Origin of the sequence: Frateuria hangzhouensis, assembly GCF_026410505.1 — a bacterium.
GTDB classification, from domain to species: Bacteria; Pseudomonadota; Gammaproteobacteria; order Xanthomonadales; family Rhodanobacteraceae; genus Frateuria_A; species Frateuria_A hangzhouensis.
Genome location: NZ_JAPMIU010000010.1, coordinates 14,898 through 28,431 on the forward strand (window position 1 = coordinate 14,898; position 13,534 = coordinate 28,431).

General features: G+C 68.4%; 12 protein-coding genes. 8 read left to right on the top strand and 4 right to left on the bottom strand.

Annotated features, from left to right (window positions below; translation table 11 throughout):
* Positions 1-55: 55 nt before the first annotated feature.
* The 3 genes from OSC30_RS11755 (at position 56) to ppa (ending at position 3,771) form a co-directional block, all read left to right on the top strand.
* Positions 56-2,170 carry a prolyl oligopeptidase family serine peptidase gene (locus tag OSC30_RS11755; protein WP_425474749.1) on the top strand — a complete coding sequence of 705 codons (2,115 nt, stop codon included), beginning with the start codon at positions 56-58 and terminating at the stop codon, positions 2,168-2,170.
* 49 nt (positions 2,171-2,219) lie between these two features.
* Positions 2,220-3,050: a 2OG-Fe(II) oxygenase gene (locus OSC30_RS11760; protein ID WP_267172044.1), complete on the top strand. Its 831-nt coding sequence runs from the start codon at positions 2,220-2,222 to the stop codon at positions 3,048-3,050.
* Positions 3,051-3,237: 187 nt separating this feature from the next.
* Positions 3,238-3,771 carry an inorganic diphosphatase gene (gene ppa / locus OSC30_RS11765; RefSeq protein ID WP_267172045.1) on the top strand — a complete coding sequence of 178 codons (534 nt, stop codon included), beginning with the start codon at positions 3,238-3,240 and terminating at the stop codon, positions 3,769-3,771.
* Between the two features lie 58 nt (positions 3,772-3,829).
* Here the strand turns inward: ppa and OSC30_RS11770 are convergent, their stop codons facing one another.
* Positions 3,830-4,741: a LysR family transcriptional regulator gene (locus tag OSC30_RS11770; RefSeq protein ID WP_267172046.1), complete on the bottom strand. Its 912-nt coding sequence runs from the start codon at positions 4,739-4,741 to the stop codon at positions 3,830-3,832.
* A 98-nt stretch (positions 4,742-4,839) separates the two neighbouring features.
* On the opposite strand from OSC30_RS11770, the gene OSC30_RS11775 reads away from it, so the two are divergent.
* Genes OSC30_RS11775 through OSC30_RS11785 form a run of 3 tightly spaced genes read left to right on the top strand, consistent with a single transcriptional unit; the run spans position 4,840 to position 8,145 of the window.
* Positions 4,840-6,042, top strand: coding sequence for an MFS transporter (locus OSC30_RS11775; protein ID WP_267172047.1), 1,203 nt, complete (start codon positions 4,840-4,842; stop codon positions 6,040-6,042).
* Between the two features lie 28 nt (positions 6,043-6,070).
* Positions 6,071-7,135: an aldo/keto reductase gene (locus OSC30_RS11780; protein WP_267172048.1), complete on the top strand. Its 1,065-nt coding sequence runs from the start codon at positions 6,071-6,073 to the stop codon at positions 7,133-7,135.
* The gene (locus OSC30_RS11785) at positions 7,132-8,145 is read left to right on the top strand and encodes a zinc-binding alcohol dehydrogenase family protein (RefSeq protein ID WP_267172049.1); all 1,014 of its coding nucleotides are present in this window, start codon (positions 7,132-7,134) and stop codon (positions 8,143-8,145) included. Before OSC30_RS11780 ends, OSC30_RS11785 begins: the two co-directional genes overlap by 4 nt.
* On the opposite strand, the gene OSC30_RS11790 is transcribed toward OSC30_RS11785, so the two are convergent.
* Positions 8,146-8,763 carry a ferritin-like domain-containing protein gene (locus OSC30_RS11790; protein ID WP_267172050.1) on the bottom strand — a complete coding sequence of 206 codons (618 nt, stop codon included), beginning with the start codon at positions 8,761-8,763 and terminating at the stop codon, positions 8,146-8,148. It abuts the gene before it with no gap.
* Positions 8,764-8,917: 154 nt separating this feature from the next.
* Complete coding sequence (locus OSC30_RS11795; protein WP_267172051.1) at positions 8,918-9,568, bottom strand: TetR/AcrR family transcriptional regulator; 651 nt, start codon at positions 9,566-9,568, stop codon at positions 8,918-8,920.
* 382 nt (positions 9,569-9,950) lie between these two features.
* On the opposite strand from OSC30_RS11795, the gene OSC30_RS11800 reads away from it, so the two are divergent.
* Complete coding sequence (locus OSC30_RS11800; protein WP_267172052.1) at positions 9,951-10,610, top strand: protein-L-isoaspartate O-methyltransferase family protein; 660 nt, start codon at positions 9,951-9,953, stop codon at positions 10,608-10,610.
* Between the two features lie 34 nt (positions 10,611-10,644).
* Entirely contained in the window at positions 10,645-11,985 is a 1,341-nt protein-coding gene (locus OSC30_RS11805; protein ID WP_267172053.1) for a TolC family outer membrane protein, read from the top strand.
* Between the two features lie 45 nt (positions 11,986-12,030).
* On the opposite strand, the gene waaA is transcribed toward OSC30_RS11805, so the two are convergent.
* Complete coding sequence (gene waaA / locus OSC30_RS11810; RefSeq protein WP_267172054.1) at positions 12,031-13,293, bottom strand: lipid IV(A) 3-deoxy-D-manno-octulosonic acid transferase; 1,263 nt, start codon at positions 13,291-13,293, stop codon at positions 12,031-12,033.
* Positions 13,294-13,534: the final 241 nt, after the last annotated feature.

The following is a 13,534-nucleotide window of genomic DNA, read 5'->3' on the forward strand; positions in this document are numbered from 1 at the left end:
AGCACCGCTCCATTCCGACCGCCACACTCACCCGTTCCACAGGCGAAAAACCGACATGACCCACACCGCGCGTTGGCTCACTCTGGTCCTAGGCTTCACACTCGCAGGCATGACACACGCACAGACTTCCGCGCCAGCCGGCGCGCACACTCCCGACGACGCCTACCTCTGGCTCGAGGACATCGACGGCAACCGCGCGATGGACTGGGTCAAGCAACAGGACGCGACCACCGTCGCCGGCTACGCCCAATCACCCGAATTCAAGCGCCTCGACGCGCGCCTGCTGGAAGTGCTCGACTCCGACGCGCGCATCCCCTACGTCGATAAAATCGGCGAGCACTACTACAACTTTTGGCGCGACAAGGCCCACCCCAAGGGCTTGTGGCGGCGCACGACGCTGGCCGAATACCGCAAGGCGGAGCCGGCCTGGGAGACGGTGCTGGATCTGGACGCGCTGGCCGCGGCCGAGCACGAGAACTGGATCTGGCACGGCGCGCAATGCCTCAGGCCGGACTATCGCCGCTGCCTGCTGTCGCTCTCGCGAGGCGGCGCCGACGCCGAGGTGGTGCGCGAGTTCGACCTCGCCGACAAGACCTTTGTCCAGGGCGGCTTCGAGCTGCCCGAAGCCAAGAGCCAGGTCGCCTGGGCCGACCAGGACCATATCTTCGTCGGCACCGACTTCGGTCCGGGCTCGATGACCGAGTCGAGCTACCCGCGCATCGCCAAGCTGTGGACGCGCGGCACGCCGCTGGCCGAGGCGAAGACCATCTACGAAGGCAAGCCCGACGACCTGGCGGTCAGCGCCTATCGCGACCTCACGCCCGGCTACGAGCGCAGCTTCGTGCAGCGCGCGCTGGCCTTCTATGACAGCGAGAGCTACCTGCTGGACAAGGGCGGCAAGCTCGTGCGCATCGACGTGCCTACCGACGCCGAGACCAGCGTCGAGCGCGAATGGCTTCTGATCGAACCGCGCAGCGACTGGAGCGTCGGCGGCCACAGCTACCAGGCCGGCTCACTGCTGGCCACGAACTTCGACGACTTCATGGCCGGCAAGCGCGACATCACCGTGCTGTTCGAGCCGACCGACACGACCGCGCTGGACGGCTATTCGTGGACCCGCCATCACCTGATCCTGAACGTGATGGACGACGTGGTGAACAAGCTCGAAGTGCTCACGCCGCAGCCGGGCGCGTGGCAGCGCGAGCCGCTGGGCGGCGCGCCGGCACTGTCGTCGATCGACGCCGGCGGCATCGATGCGGACGATAGCGACGAATATTTCCTCACCGTCACCGGCTTCCTGCAGCCGACCACGCTGTATTACGGCACGCTCGGCGACGGGGACGCCGAGGCGATCAAGCACAGCCCGAGCTTCTTCGACGCCTCGAAGTACCAGGTGAGCCAGCACTTCGTGCATTCGAAGGACGGCACCCGCGTGCCGTATTTCGAGATCGCGCCGAAGAATCTGAAGCTCGACGGCAGCAACCCGACCCTGCAGTACGGCTACGGTGGCTTCGAGATCTCGCTGCAGCCGAGCTACAGCGGCAGCATCGGCCGCGCCTGGCTGGAACACGGCGGCGTCTACGTGATCGCCAACATCCGCGGCGGCGGCGAGTACGGGCCGCGCTGGCACAAGGCCGCGCTCAAGGCTCAACGTCTGCGTGCCTACGAGGACTTCGCCGCAATCTCGCAGGATCTGATCAAGCGCAAGGTCACCTCGCCCGGCCATCTTGCCGCGATGGGCGGCAGCAACGGCGGCTTGCTGATGGGCAACATGCTCACGCTCTACCCGCAGCTCTACGGCGCCATCGTCAGCCAGGTGGCGCTGCTGGACATGAAGCGCTACACCCACCTGTCTGCCGGCGCCTCCTGGATCGCCGAGTACGGCGACCCGGACAAGCCGGCCGAGTGGGCCTGGATCCAGGCGTTCTCGCCCTACCAGAACGCGCGGCCGGGTCAGCATTACCCGCCGGTGCTGTTCACCACCTCCACCCGCGACGACCGCGTCGGCCCGGCGCACGCGCGCAAGATGGCGGCCAAGATGCAGGCGATGGGCTACGACGCGGATTTCTACGAGAACATCGAGGGCGGCCACGGGGGTGCGGCGGACAACAAGCAGTCGGCCTTCATGCACGCGCTCGAATACACCTGGTTGTGGCAGCACGTAAAATGAGATCCCCGGCGGCGGCCATCCGGCCGCCGCAGCCACCTGCATCCAACGCATGAAAGCTTCTTCCGGCAGCATCAGCCCCCAATTGCGCGAATGGATCCTCGCCACCGCGCGCGCGGGCCATGGCGTGCCGGAAGTGCTCAAGCTGCTCAAGGACGCTGGCTACCCGCCGGCGCAATGCCGCAGCGCGGTGGCCGAGGTGCTGAAGATTCCGCTCAGCTCGATCAACGCCACCGCGCCCAGCGGCCGGCGCACCCGCGTGCCATCCGCACCGCGGGTGATCGTCGATGGCCGCGAGGTGCGCGTGAGCGCCGGCACGGAGGCGCCGATCGTGCGTGTGCTGGACGGCCTTCTCGATACCGGCGAGTGCGCCGGGTTGATCGACGCCGCACGGCCTCGGTTGGCTCGCGCCATGACCGTGGCCGACGACGGCAAACACCAGGTGGACGAGCGACGCACCAGCGCGGGGATGTTCTTCAAGCTCGGCGAGACACCGCTGGTGCGCGCCATCGAGCAGCGCCTGGCCCGGCTGTTGGATCTGCCGGTCGAACACGGCGAGGGCCTGCAGGTGCTGCATTACCTGCCCGGCCAGGAATACGAACCGCACTACGACTGGTTCGATCCCACCCAGCCGGGCTTCGCCGCGGTGACCGCCAAGGGTGGCCAGCGCATCGCCAGCGTGGTGATGTATCTCAACACGCCCGAGGAAGGTGGCAGCACCGGCTTTCCGAACGTCGGGCTGACGGTCACGGCCCTCGCCGGGTCGGCCGTCTATTTCGCCTACGAGGGTGGCGACACCAGCTCGCTGCACGCGGGCCTGCCGGTGGTCCGGGGCGAGAAGTGGATCGCCACCAAGTGGCTGCGCGAGCGATCGTTGCGCTGAGCAGTTTCCGTAGGTGGGCTTCGACCCACCGTTTCCCGCACGAAGGTCGGTGGGCTGAAGCCCACCCTACGTTTCACGGCCAGCTGCTGGCCGCCCGCTAAACACCCGACACCCCGTTCGCTGCATCGCAGCAGCCTTTGCCGTATCCTTGCGCGCCTCGCTTTTTCGTTCCCCCCGAAGGATTCCCATGGGTCTGCATCACGTCCCCGCCGGCCGCAACGTGCCGGACGAAATCAACGTCGTCATCGAAATTCCCAAGGATGCCGAGCCGGTCAAGTACGAAGTGGACAAGGAAAGCGACGCGATTTTCGTCGACCGCATCCTGTCCACGCCGATGCGCTACCCGTGCAATTACGGTTACGTCCCGGGCACGCTGGGCGGCGATGGCGATCCGCTGGACGCGCTGGTGATCCTGCCGCTGCCGCTGATCCCCGCCTCGGTCATCCGCTGCATTCCGGTCGGCATGCTCAAGATGTCCGACGAGGCCGGCAGCGACGAGAAGCTGATCGTGATCCCCGCGCCGAAGATCTTCCCCGGCTACGCGCACATCAGCGACATCAAGGGCGTCTCGCCGCACTGGCTCGAGCGCATCGGCCACTTCTTCGAGCACTACAAGGATCTGGAGAAGGGTAAGTGGGTGAAGGTCGAGGGCTGGGTCGGAGCCGACGCGGCGAAGGCCGAGATCCTGGCGGGCGTCGAGCGTTACCAGGCCACCAAGTAGACACACGTTCCGCCCCAAGCGCGCCGCCAGCGATGGCGGCGCGCTTTTTCATGCCTGTTCAGCGGTGTTCCCACGGCGGTATCTCGCCGAAACACTCGGCCAGGAAATCGACGAAGGCGCGCACGCGCGGCGGCACCAGCCGGCGCTGCGGCATCACCGCGTAGATGCCGGTATCGGCGATCGGATAGTCCGGCAGCACCACCGCCAGCCGGCCGGCGCGCAGGTCCTCCTGCACGTGCCAGACCGAATGGTGCGAGATGCCCAGGCCCGCGATCGAGGCATCGCGGATCACCTCGCCCAGCGTGGTTTCGAAACGGCCGCCCACCTTCACCGCATGCTCGCGCCCCTGTGCATCGGTGAGCCGCCACACGTCCTGCCGCCCGCCACTGCCGACCAGCACAAGGCATTCGTGCGCGGCGAGATCCTCCGGCGTGCGCGGGTGGCCATGCCGCTGCAGGTAGGTAGGCGCGGCGCACAGCACGCGCCGGTTCACCGACAGCTTGCGCGCCACCAGACTGGAATCACCCAGCGCGCCGATGCGGATGGCCAGGTCGAAACCCGCGCTGACCAGGTCCAGCATCTCGTCGCTCAGGTGCACGTTCAGGCGCACGCGCGGATAACGCTCGAGGAATTGCGGCAGCAACGGCGAGATGTACTGGCGGCCGAACGACGCGGAAAGGGTCACTCGCAGGGTGCCGCTCACCTCGCCGGCGCCCTGGCGCAGGCCGGAGGTGAGCGCTTCGAGGTCTTCCACCAGCACGCGGCCCTGCCCGGCCAGCGCCAGCCCCTCGGGCGTGGGGTGCAGGCGGCGCGTGGTCCGTTGCAGCAGGCGCACGCCGAGCGAGCGTTCCAGCCGTTTCAGGCGTTGGCTGGCCACCGCCACCGACAGGTCCAGGCTGCGCGCGGCGGCGCTGATCGAGCCCTGGTCGAGCACGCGCAGGAACAGGGTCAGGTCGTCCAGACGGTCCAAGACTATCAACTGCTTGTTGAAAGTGATTGGTCATATTGCTGGTTTTTGCTGAGGATGCAAGCGCCTAGGCTGCGCGCTTTCCGTCTCCGGAGCGCGCCATGGCTTCCTCCGTTTCCCGTTCGCGCATGCCGCCGGCGCTGTACGCGCTGGCCGCCGGCGCCTTCGGCATCGGCACCACCGAATTCGTGATCATGGGCCTGCTGTTGCAGGTGGCCGCCGACCTGCACGTGGGCATTGCCGCGGCCGGACTGCTGATCTCCGGCTACGCACTGGGCGTGTTCGTCGGCGCGCCGCTGTTGACCGTGGCGACCAGCCGCATGCCGCGCAAGGCGGTGCTGCTGGCGTTGATGGCGATTTTCACGCTGGGCAACGTGGCCTGCGCGCTGGCACCGAACTACACGCTGCTGATGATCGCGCGCGTGGTCACTTCGCTGGCGCATGGCACCTTCTTCGGCGTGGGGTCAGTGGTCGCCGCCGGGCTGGTCGCGGCCGACCGCCGCGCCTCGGCCATTTCGATCATGTTCACCGGACTGACCCTGGCCACCCTGCTCGGTGTACCCGCCGGCGCGTGGCTGGGCCATCTGGCCGGATGGCGCGCCACCTTCTGGGCGGTCGCCGCCATCGGCGTGCTGGCGTGGCTGGTGATCGCGGCGCTGGTGCCGGCGGACGAGGGCCAGGGCGAGCCGATCGCGCTGCGCGCCGAGCTGCGCGCGATCGGGCGCCCGGCCGTGCTGCTGGGGCTCCTGACTACCGTGCTCGGCTTCGCCGGCGTGTTCACCGTATTCACCTACATCCAGCCGTTGCTGACCGGCGTGAGCGGCTTTGCCGACACCGCAGTCTCGCCGATCCTGCTGGTGCTCGGCGTGGGCTTGATCATCGGCAACTTGCTCGGCGGCCGCCTGGCCGACCGCCACCTGGCGCCGGCGCTCGTCGGGACGCTGCTGGTGCTGGCCGCGGTGCTGGGACTGGCCGGCCTGGCCTTGCACGCCCGCGTGTCGGCCGTGCTGGCAATCGGCCTGCTCGGCGTGGCCGGGTTCGCGACCGTGCCGCCGCTGCAGTTGTGGGTGCTGCACAAGGCCGAGGGAGCGCAGAACCTCGCCTCCAGCCTGAACATCGGCGCCTTCAACCTCGGCAATGCGTTCGGCGCCTGGCTCGGCGGCTTCGTCATCGAGCACGGCGCCGGGCTCGCCGCCGTGCCGTTCGCCGCCGCGCTAATCACGCTCGCCGGCGCGGCCACGGCGCTGGCCGGCCTTCGCACCGCACGGCCGGCCCCCGCGCAGCTCGTTACCTGCGAACGCTGATTCCCTTCCCACGCAAGGAACCGATGTCATGGAATACCGCTTTCTCGGCACCTCCGGCTTCAAGGTACCCGCACTCGGCTTCGGCGCCGGCACGTTCGGCGGCAAGGGGCCGCTTTTCAGCGCCTGGGGCGCGACCGACACGGCCGGGGCGCGTCGGCTGGTCGATCTCTGCCTGGAGGCCGGCGCCAATCTGTTCGACAGCGCGGACGTCTATTCCGATGGCGCCTCGGAGGAGATTCTCGGCGCCGCGCTGAAGGGCCGGCGCGACCGCGCGATCCTGTCGACCAAGCTCACCCTGCGCGCGGGCGACGGACCGAACGACGTGGGCGCCTCGCGCCACCACCTGATCGGCGGCGTCGAGCGTGCGCTCAAGCGGCTGGGCACCGATTACATCGACCTGCTGCAACTGCACCACTTCGACGCCATGACGCCCGTGGAAAGCGTGATGGCCACGCTGGACGAGCTGGTGCGCGCGGGCAAGGTGCGCTACCTGGGTGCGTCCAACTTCTCCGGCTGGCAGTTGATGAAATCGCAGGCGGCGGCCGATCGGCGCGGCGGGTCGCGATTCGTGGCGAACCAGGCGTACTACTCGTTGGTCGGCCGCGACTACGAATGGGAGCTGATGCCGCTGGGCCTGGACCAGGGCCTGGGCGCGGTGGTTTGGAGTCCGCTGGGCTGGGGCCGGCTGACCGGCAGGATCCGTCGCGGCCAGCCGCTGCCGGTCGGCAGCCGCCTGCACGAAACGGCGCAGTTCGCGCCGCCGGTGGACGCCGAGCGGCTCTATCGCGTGGTCGATGCACTGGAGGCCATTGCCGCCGAAACCGGCCGCAGCATTCCGCAGATCGCGATCCGCTGGCTGCTGCAGCGCCCGACGGTGGCCACCGTGCTGATCGGCGCGCGCAACGAAGCCCAGCTGCTGGACAACCTGGGCGCGCTGGACGCGACGCTGGACGAGACGCAGATGGCCCGCCTCGACGCGGCCAGCGCGGTCATGCCGCCCTATCCCTACTACCCGTACTGGAACGGCATGTTCGCCGAGCGCAATCCGCCGCCGGTGCCGGCCGCACTGCCCATCGGAGGAACCGCCGTATGAAGGCCGTCGCCTTTACCCACCGGCTCGCCATCGACGTTCCGGGCTCGCTGCTCGACCTGGAACTTCCCGTGCCCCGCCACGGCGGCCACGACCTGCTTGTCCAGGTCGAGGCTGTTTCGGTCAATCCGGTGGACACCAAACTGCGCGCGCACGGCCCGCCGCCGACGACACCGCGGGTGCTGGGCTTCGATGCGGCCGGCACCGTGCTGGCGGTCGGCGGCCTCGTCCAGGATTTCGCCGTCGGCGATCGCGTGTATTACGCGGGCGATGCCACCCGCCAGGGCAGCAACGCGCAATGCCAGGCGGTCGATGCGCGCCTGGTGGCGCACGCACCGCGTACGCTCGATGCCGCGCAGGCGGCCGCCTTGCCGCTGGTTTCGCTGACCGCCTGGGAGCTGTTGTTCCAGCGCATGCCGTTCGACAGCGAGCATGGCGGCGAAGGCCGCAGCTTGCTGGTGATCGCCGGTGCCGGTGGCGTGGGTTCGATGGCGATTCAGCTCGCGCGGCTGGCGGGATTCCGCGTCGTCGCCACCGCATCGCGGCCGCAGACGGCGGCGTGGTGCCGCGAGCTCGGCGCGGCGGAGGTGATCGACCATCGCCATCCGCTGCTGCCGCAACTGGCGGCACTGGGGCTGGCGCAGGTCGACGCCGCGCTGAACCTGGCCGACACCGACCGCTACTGGGAGGTCCTCGGGGAGGCCATCGCCCCGCAGGGACACGTGGGCCTGATCGTCGAGCCGCGCGGGCCGCTGCCCGTCGGCGGCGCCTACAAGACCAAGTCGATCGGCATCCACTGGGAGTCGATGTTCACCCGCTCGGGGGCGGGTACGGCGGACCTGGCCGAACAGGGCCGCATCCTCGCGCGGGTGGCCGCGCTGGTCGATGCCGGCCAGCTGCGCGACATCGCGCGCGAGACGCTTTCGCCGATCGACGCCGCCCGCCTGCGCCAGGCACACGCGTGCATCGAATCGGGCCGCAGCATCGGCAAGCTGGTGCTCGCCGGCTGGTGATCAGTGCTGCCAGCCGGAGCCGGCGTTGGGCGAGGGTTGCGCGGCCGGCTGGGCCTGCGCCGGATGCGCGGGCTCGCCTTTCTGGCCCAGTTGCGCGAGCAGGGTGGCCATGTCCTCGGCGTGCTCCTCCTCCTGCGCCAGCACCTCTTCCATGATGCGGCGGGTGGTCGGATCGTCGGCACCGATGTATTCGACAATGGCGCGGTAGGTGTCGATGGCGATGCGCTCGGCGATGAGGTCTTCCTTGATCATGTCGACCAGGTCGGCGCCTTCGGCGTAATCGGCGTGCGCGCGGCTGAGCAGGCCGTCGGGATTGAAGTTCGGCTTGCCGTCCAGTTGCGTGATGCGCTCGGCGATCCGGTCAGCATGCTCCTGCTCCTGCTGCGCGTGTTCCAGGAACTCGGCCTTGACCGCCTGCGAGTGGATCCCCGAGGCCATGTAGTAGTGGTACTTGTAGCGCAGCGTGCAGACGATCTCGGTAGCCAGCGCTTCGTTGAGCAGCTTGATCACCGTCTCGCGGTCGGCGCTGTAGCCGGCGGTGATCGCACCCCGGTCGATGTGCTCGCGGGCGCGCTTGCGGATGGCTTCGATATCGGTCAGGAACGGCTTGCTTGCCATGTCTGTCCCTCGGGAGTGGATATCCGGGGCAGGCTAGTGGCGGTGGCGCGAAACCGTGGTGAAGCGGGGCCCCGTAGGGTGGGCTTCAACCCACCATGGGCTTGCGTCGCAGGTTCGATGGTGGGCTGAAGCCCCCCTTCGTCCATCCCACGCGCTAACGCCGCAGGTAGGCGCGCAGGAACATCTTCACGCCGGAACGGGCGGTGGCCTCGATCTCCGCGGCGTAGCTCTCGGGGCATTCGCAGCAGCCGAACATCTGCCGCATCATCAGGTTGCCCTTGATCAGGGTGAGGAACTGCACGCAGGCGCGCGGCACGTCGTCGATGTCCAGTCGGCCGGCGTCAACCGCCTGCTGCAGCAGGCGTTCCATCAGGCCATGCGTGCGTGCGGCGCCCTCTTCCCACATCAGCCGGCCGTAACGGGGATTGCCCTGGCGGCAGTCGGACAGGATCGCGCGGAAGGTGCCCACGGTTTCGGCGTTGCAGTCGAGCCGGGCATGGGTCAGCGCCACGCGCAGCAGCGTCTCGGTGATGTCCTCGGCCGGATCGAAGTGATAGGTCTCTTCCGGCAGCAGGTCCTGCACGCGGGCCCGGATCACTTCGCGGAACAGGTTGTCCTTGTCGCCGAAGTGACTGTAGACGGTGAGCTTGGAGACGCCCGCCTCGGCCGCCACGGCGTCCATGCTGGTGCCGGCGAAGGCGTTGCGGATGAACAACGCCTTGGCCGCCTCCAGGATCGCCGCGCGCTTCTCCATGTCCTTCGGACGGCCGGGGCCGGGGGTCTTGGCATGGGCGGGACAATTCATGGATACACCTTGGGCGGAAACGGCTTCACAAAAAACGGCAAGAACTTTATTATACGGATCGGTTTACTTATTTCCAGTTCCCCGGGAGCGACCATGCCCTCGACCGTTCCGCGGCCATCCATGCGCGCAGTGTACCGCCACCCCCGGTACCCGCCAGGCGCCTGGCGGCAATGGTGGCAGGCACGGGCCCCGTAACGGATGCGCTGCGCCAGGCGCGGCGGGTGTCCGCGGACACCGCGCCACGCATGACTTCCGTCAATCGGGCGCGGTGACTTCCGGCACTTCGGGCACCAGCCGCCAAGCCGCAGGCTAAACGCACTGTCGCGGCGGGCCTCGAACGCTTATCCTTTTGATCTTTTTTGATTCTTGCGGACGTACGACCATGGCGATGAACTTCGAACAGGCGCGGCAGAACATGGTCGAGAACCAGGTGCGACCCTGGGACGTCCTCGACGCGCGCGTGCTCGACGCGCTGGCGCAGGTGCGTCGCGAAGAATTCGTGCCGCCGCAGTATCGCCAGCTGGCCTTTGCCGACGCCTGCCTGCCGATCGGCCACGGCCAGGTGATGATGAAGCCGGTGATCGAAGGGCGCGTGCTGCAGGCGCTGGACCTCAAGCCCACCGACCGCGTGCTGGAGATCGGCACCGGTTCGGGCTTCCTCGCCGCCTGCATGGCGCAGTTGTGCGCGCACGTGACCAGCATCGACCTGCAGGCTGATTTCACCGCCGCGGCGCGGGCGCGCCTGGACGCGGCCGGCGTCGCCAACGTCGACCTGGTCACCGGCGACGCGATCAACGGCTGGCAGCCGCAGGAAAGCTTCGAGGCGATCGTGGTCACCGGCGCGGTGTGGCAGGTTCCGCCGCGCTTCCTCGGCTGGCTCAAGCCGGGCGGCCGCTTGCTGGCGATCCGCGGCGAGTCGCCGGCGCAGCAAGCCGTGCTGCTGACCCAGGCCGGCGCCGGCGGTTTCCGCGAGGAATACCTGTTCGAGACCGACCTGCCGTACATGGCTCACGCCGAACCGCCGCGCCGTTTCGTTTTCTGAATTTCCCCCTGTCGATTGCATGAGGCAACCCACGATGCGCTTGAAGCTTCTGACCCTCGCCCTGGCCGTGTCGGCGATCTCGCTGCCCAGCCACGGCGAGGACCTGCTGGATGCCTACCGCCAAGCGCGCGCCAATGACCCGGTGCTGTCGCAAGCCGAGGCGCAGCGCCTTTCGGTGGGCGAGACCGTGACCCAGACGCGTGCCCTGCTGCTGCCGCAACTGTCTGCACGCGCCACGTTCAGCCAGTCCAGCGGTTCCAGCGCTCGGACCACCACCGACGACGTCGCTCCACTCAACGGCGGCCACCTGCGCAGCCGCGACGAGTCGCTGGAACTGAGCCAGACCATCCTGGACCTGAGCAAGATCGCCGACCTGCACGCGGCCGAATCGCAGTCCGACTCGCAGGACGCGCAGTACCAGGCGTCGTTGCAGGAATTGTTCGTGCGCGTGACTTCGGCCTACTTCGGCGTGCTCACCAGCCAGGACGAGCTGGCCTACGCCAAGGCCAACGAGGACGCCTTCCGGCAGTCCTACGAGCAGGCCGAACAGCGCTTCAACGTCGGCCTGTCGGCGGTGACCGACGTCTACCAGGCCAAGTCCTACTACGAGCTGGCCAAGGCGCAGACGGTCGCCGCGAACAATGCACTCAACGACGCGCGCGAGGCGCTGGCGCAGATCACCGGCAAGCCGGTCGGCGACCTGAAGCAATTGCGCAAGGATCTGCCGATGGTGCCGCCCAAGCCGGCCGACCCCAATGCGTGGGTGCAGGAAGCGCTCAAGAGCAACCCCGCGGTGATCGCCCAGCAGTACAACGTCGAAGCGGCCTCGCACAGCGTCAATTCGGCGCGCGCGAACCACCTGCCGACGATCAGCGCCTCGGTCAGCCGCGGCACCTCGGCCAGCTGGCTGGAAAACCGGCCCGGCACCTTCGCCGCCACCAACGGCCGCTACGGCACCACCGTGGGCATCACGCTGAACGTGCCGATCTTCTCCGGTTTCGCCACGCAGTCGCGCGTGCGCCAGTCGATCTACCAGCGCGACGCCGCCGAGGATTCGCTCGAAGCCCAGCGCCGCGCGGTCACCCGCGACACGCTCAACTACTACCGTTCGGTGATCGCCGGCATCAGCCAGGTGGAGGCGAACAAGGCCTCGGTCGAGTCGGGCCAGAAGGCACTGGAAGCCACTCGCGCCGGCTTCGACGTGGGCACGCAGACCATGCTCAACGTGCTCAACGCGATCCAGACCCTGACCCAGGCCGAAAGCAGCTACTCGCAATCGCGCCATGCGCTGATCATGGACCAGTTGCTGCTCAAGCAGGCCGCCGGCACGATCGACGTGAAAGACATCGAGGCGGTCAATAAGCTGCTCGAATAAGCCCTGCTCCCGCAGGAGCCCACTTGTGGGCTCCTGCAAGGCTCTCTACTCCTCCAGCACCCGGTCGATCAGCTCCATCACCCGCCCCACCGCGCCGCGCTCGCTGTCGAACACGCGCCGCGCGCTCTGCCCCATCCGCTCGCGCAACCGCTCGTCACGCAGCAGCTCCAGCACGTCGTGGCCGAGCTGGTTCACGTGCGCCACCCGGTTGCCGCCGCCCTCGCGGATCAGCGTCAGGGTGATCTCCTCGAAATTGAACGTGTGCGGCCCCACCAGCACCGGCCGCGCCAGCGAGGCAGGTTCGAGCACGTTATGCCCGCCGATCGGCACCAGGCTACCGCCGACGAAGGCCAGGTCCGCCGCGGCGAAGAACGGCATCAGCTCGCCCATCGCATCGATCACGAACACCCGATGCGGCCCGGGTACCCGGTCCACGCTGCGCGTGGCCACGGTGAAGCCCAGGCTGCGCGCGGAGTGCTCGACCAGCTTGAAACGCTCCGGGTGCCGCGGCGCGATCAGCAACAGCGCGTCGGGCAGGCGCCGCAGCACATCCAGGTGCGCTTCCAGCACGGCCAGCTCCTCGCCTTCGTGCGTGCTGGCGGCGATCCACACCGGCCGCCGCGGGCCCCATTGCGCGCGCAGCGCCGCGCCCTTGTCGAGCGCGCCGTCGGGCACCGGCATGTCGAACTTCAGGTTGCCGCTGACCACCAGCTGCGAGGGCTCGGCACCGAGCAACCGGTAGCGCGCCGCGTCGGTGCGCGACTGCGCCGCGATCTGGCGCACGCTGCGCAGCGCCGCGCTCACCAGCGAACGCAGCGGCCGGTACCCGCGCATCGAACGCTCGGACAATCGCGCGTTGACGATCATCAGTGGGATTCCACGGCGGCGGCAGGCGAAATACAGGTTCGGCCAGATCTCCGTCTCCACGATCAGCGCCAGCCGCGGCCGCACCCGCTTGAGAAAGCGGTGCACCGCGAAAGGCAGGTCGTAAGGCAGGTAGACGTGGAACACGCTGTCGTCGAACAACTGGTGCACCCGCGCCGAGCCGGTCGGCGTGACCGTGGTGACCACCAGCGGCGCTTCGGGATAATCGCGCTTGAGCGCCTTGATCAGCGGTTCGGCCGCGTTGACCTCGCCCACCGACACCGCGTGCACCCACAGGCTGCCGCTGAATTCGGGCTTCTGGAACAGCCCGAAACGCTCCGGCCAGCGCCGATGGTAGTTGCCGTAGCGCACGCCACGGACCAGCAGGCGCAGCACGATCAACGGCGTCGCCAGGTACATCACGAAGGTGTAGAGGTAGCGCAACGGGAGGCCAGCGGCGGGAAAGTGGCGGGAATTATAGGCCGCGCGCCCTGCTCCCCCGGGGCGATGGCTGGAACCTGCCGGAAGCCCTCTGCGCGCTCTGCCCTCGGGAAGAGCACCGCTCCGGGTTTGTCGAAGGGGTTGGGTGAGGGGACCAAGGCTTGCAGGGAGCGCCACCGAGGTGGCGCTTTGAGAATCCCTGCGCGAGGCCTGGCGACCCTTTCCTGCCCCTGACAAGTGGCAG

What these genes read in the sequence shown, in the direction of transcription:
- OSC30_RS11805 (WP_267172053.1), top strand. Translation starts at nt 10,645, where the DNA reads ATGCGCTTGAAGCTTCTGACCCTCGCCCTGGCCGTGTCGGCGATCTCG.
- OSC30_RS11795 (WP_267172051.1), bottom strand. Translation starts at nt 9,568, where the DNA reads ATGAATTGTCCCGCCCATGCCAAGACCCCCGGCCCCGGCCGTCCGAAG.
- OSC30_RS11760 (WP_267172044.1), top strand. Translation starts at nt 2,220, where the DNA reads ATGAAAGCTTCTTCCGGCAGCATCAGCCCCCAATTGCGCGAATGGATC.
- OSC30_RS11790 (WP_267172050.1), bottom strand. Translation starts at nt 8,763, where the DNA reads ATGGCAAGCAAGCCGTTCCTGACCGATATCGAAGCCATCCGCAAGCGC.
- OSC30_RS11775 (WP_267172047.1), top strand. Translation starts at nt 4,840, where the DNA reads ATGGCTTCCTCCGTTTCCCGTTCGCGCATGCCGCCGGCGCTGTACGCG.
- OSC30_RS11755 (WP_425474749.1), top strand. Translation starts at nt 56, where the DNA reads ATGACCCACACCGCGCGTTGGCTCACTCTGGTCCTAGGCTTCACACTC.
- ppa (WP_267172045.1), top strand. Translation starts at nt 3,238, where the DNA reads ATGGGTCTGCATCACGTCCCCGCCGGCCGCAACGTGCCGGACGAAATC.
- OSC30_RS11785 (WP_267172049.1), top strand. Translation starts at nt 7,132, where the DNA reads ATGAAGGCCGTCGCCTTTACCCACCGGCTCGCCATCGACGTTCCGGGC.
- OSC30_RS11800 (WP_267172052.1), top strand. Translation starts at nt 9,951, where the DNA reads ATGGCGATGAACTTCGAACAGGCGCGGCAGAACATGGTCGAGAACCAG.
- OSC30_RS11780 (WP_267172048.1), top strand. Translation starts at nt 6,071, where the DNA reads ATGGAATACCGCTTTCTCGGCACCTCCGGCTTCAAGGTACCCGCACTC.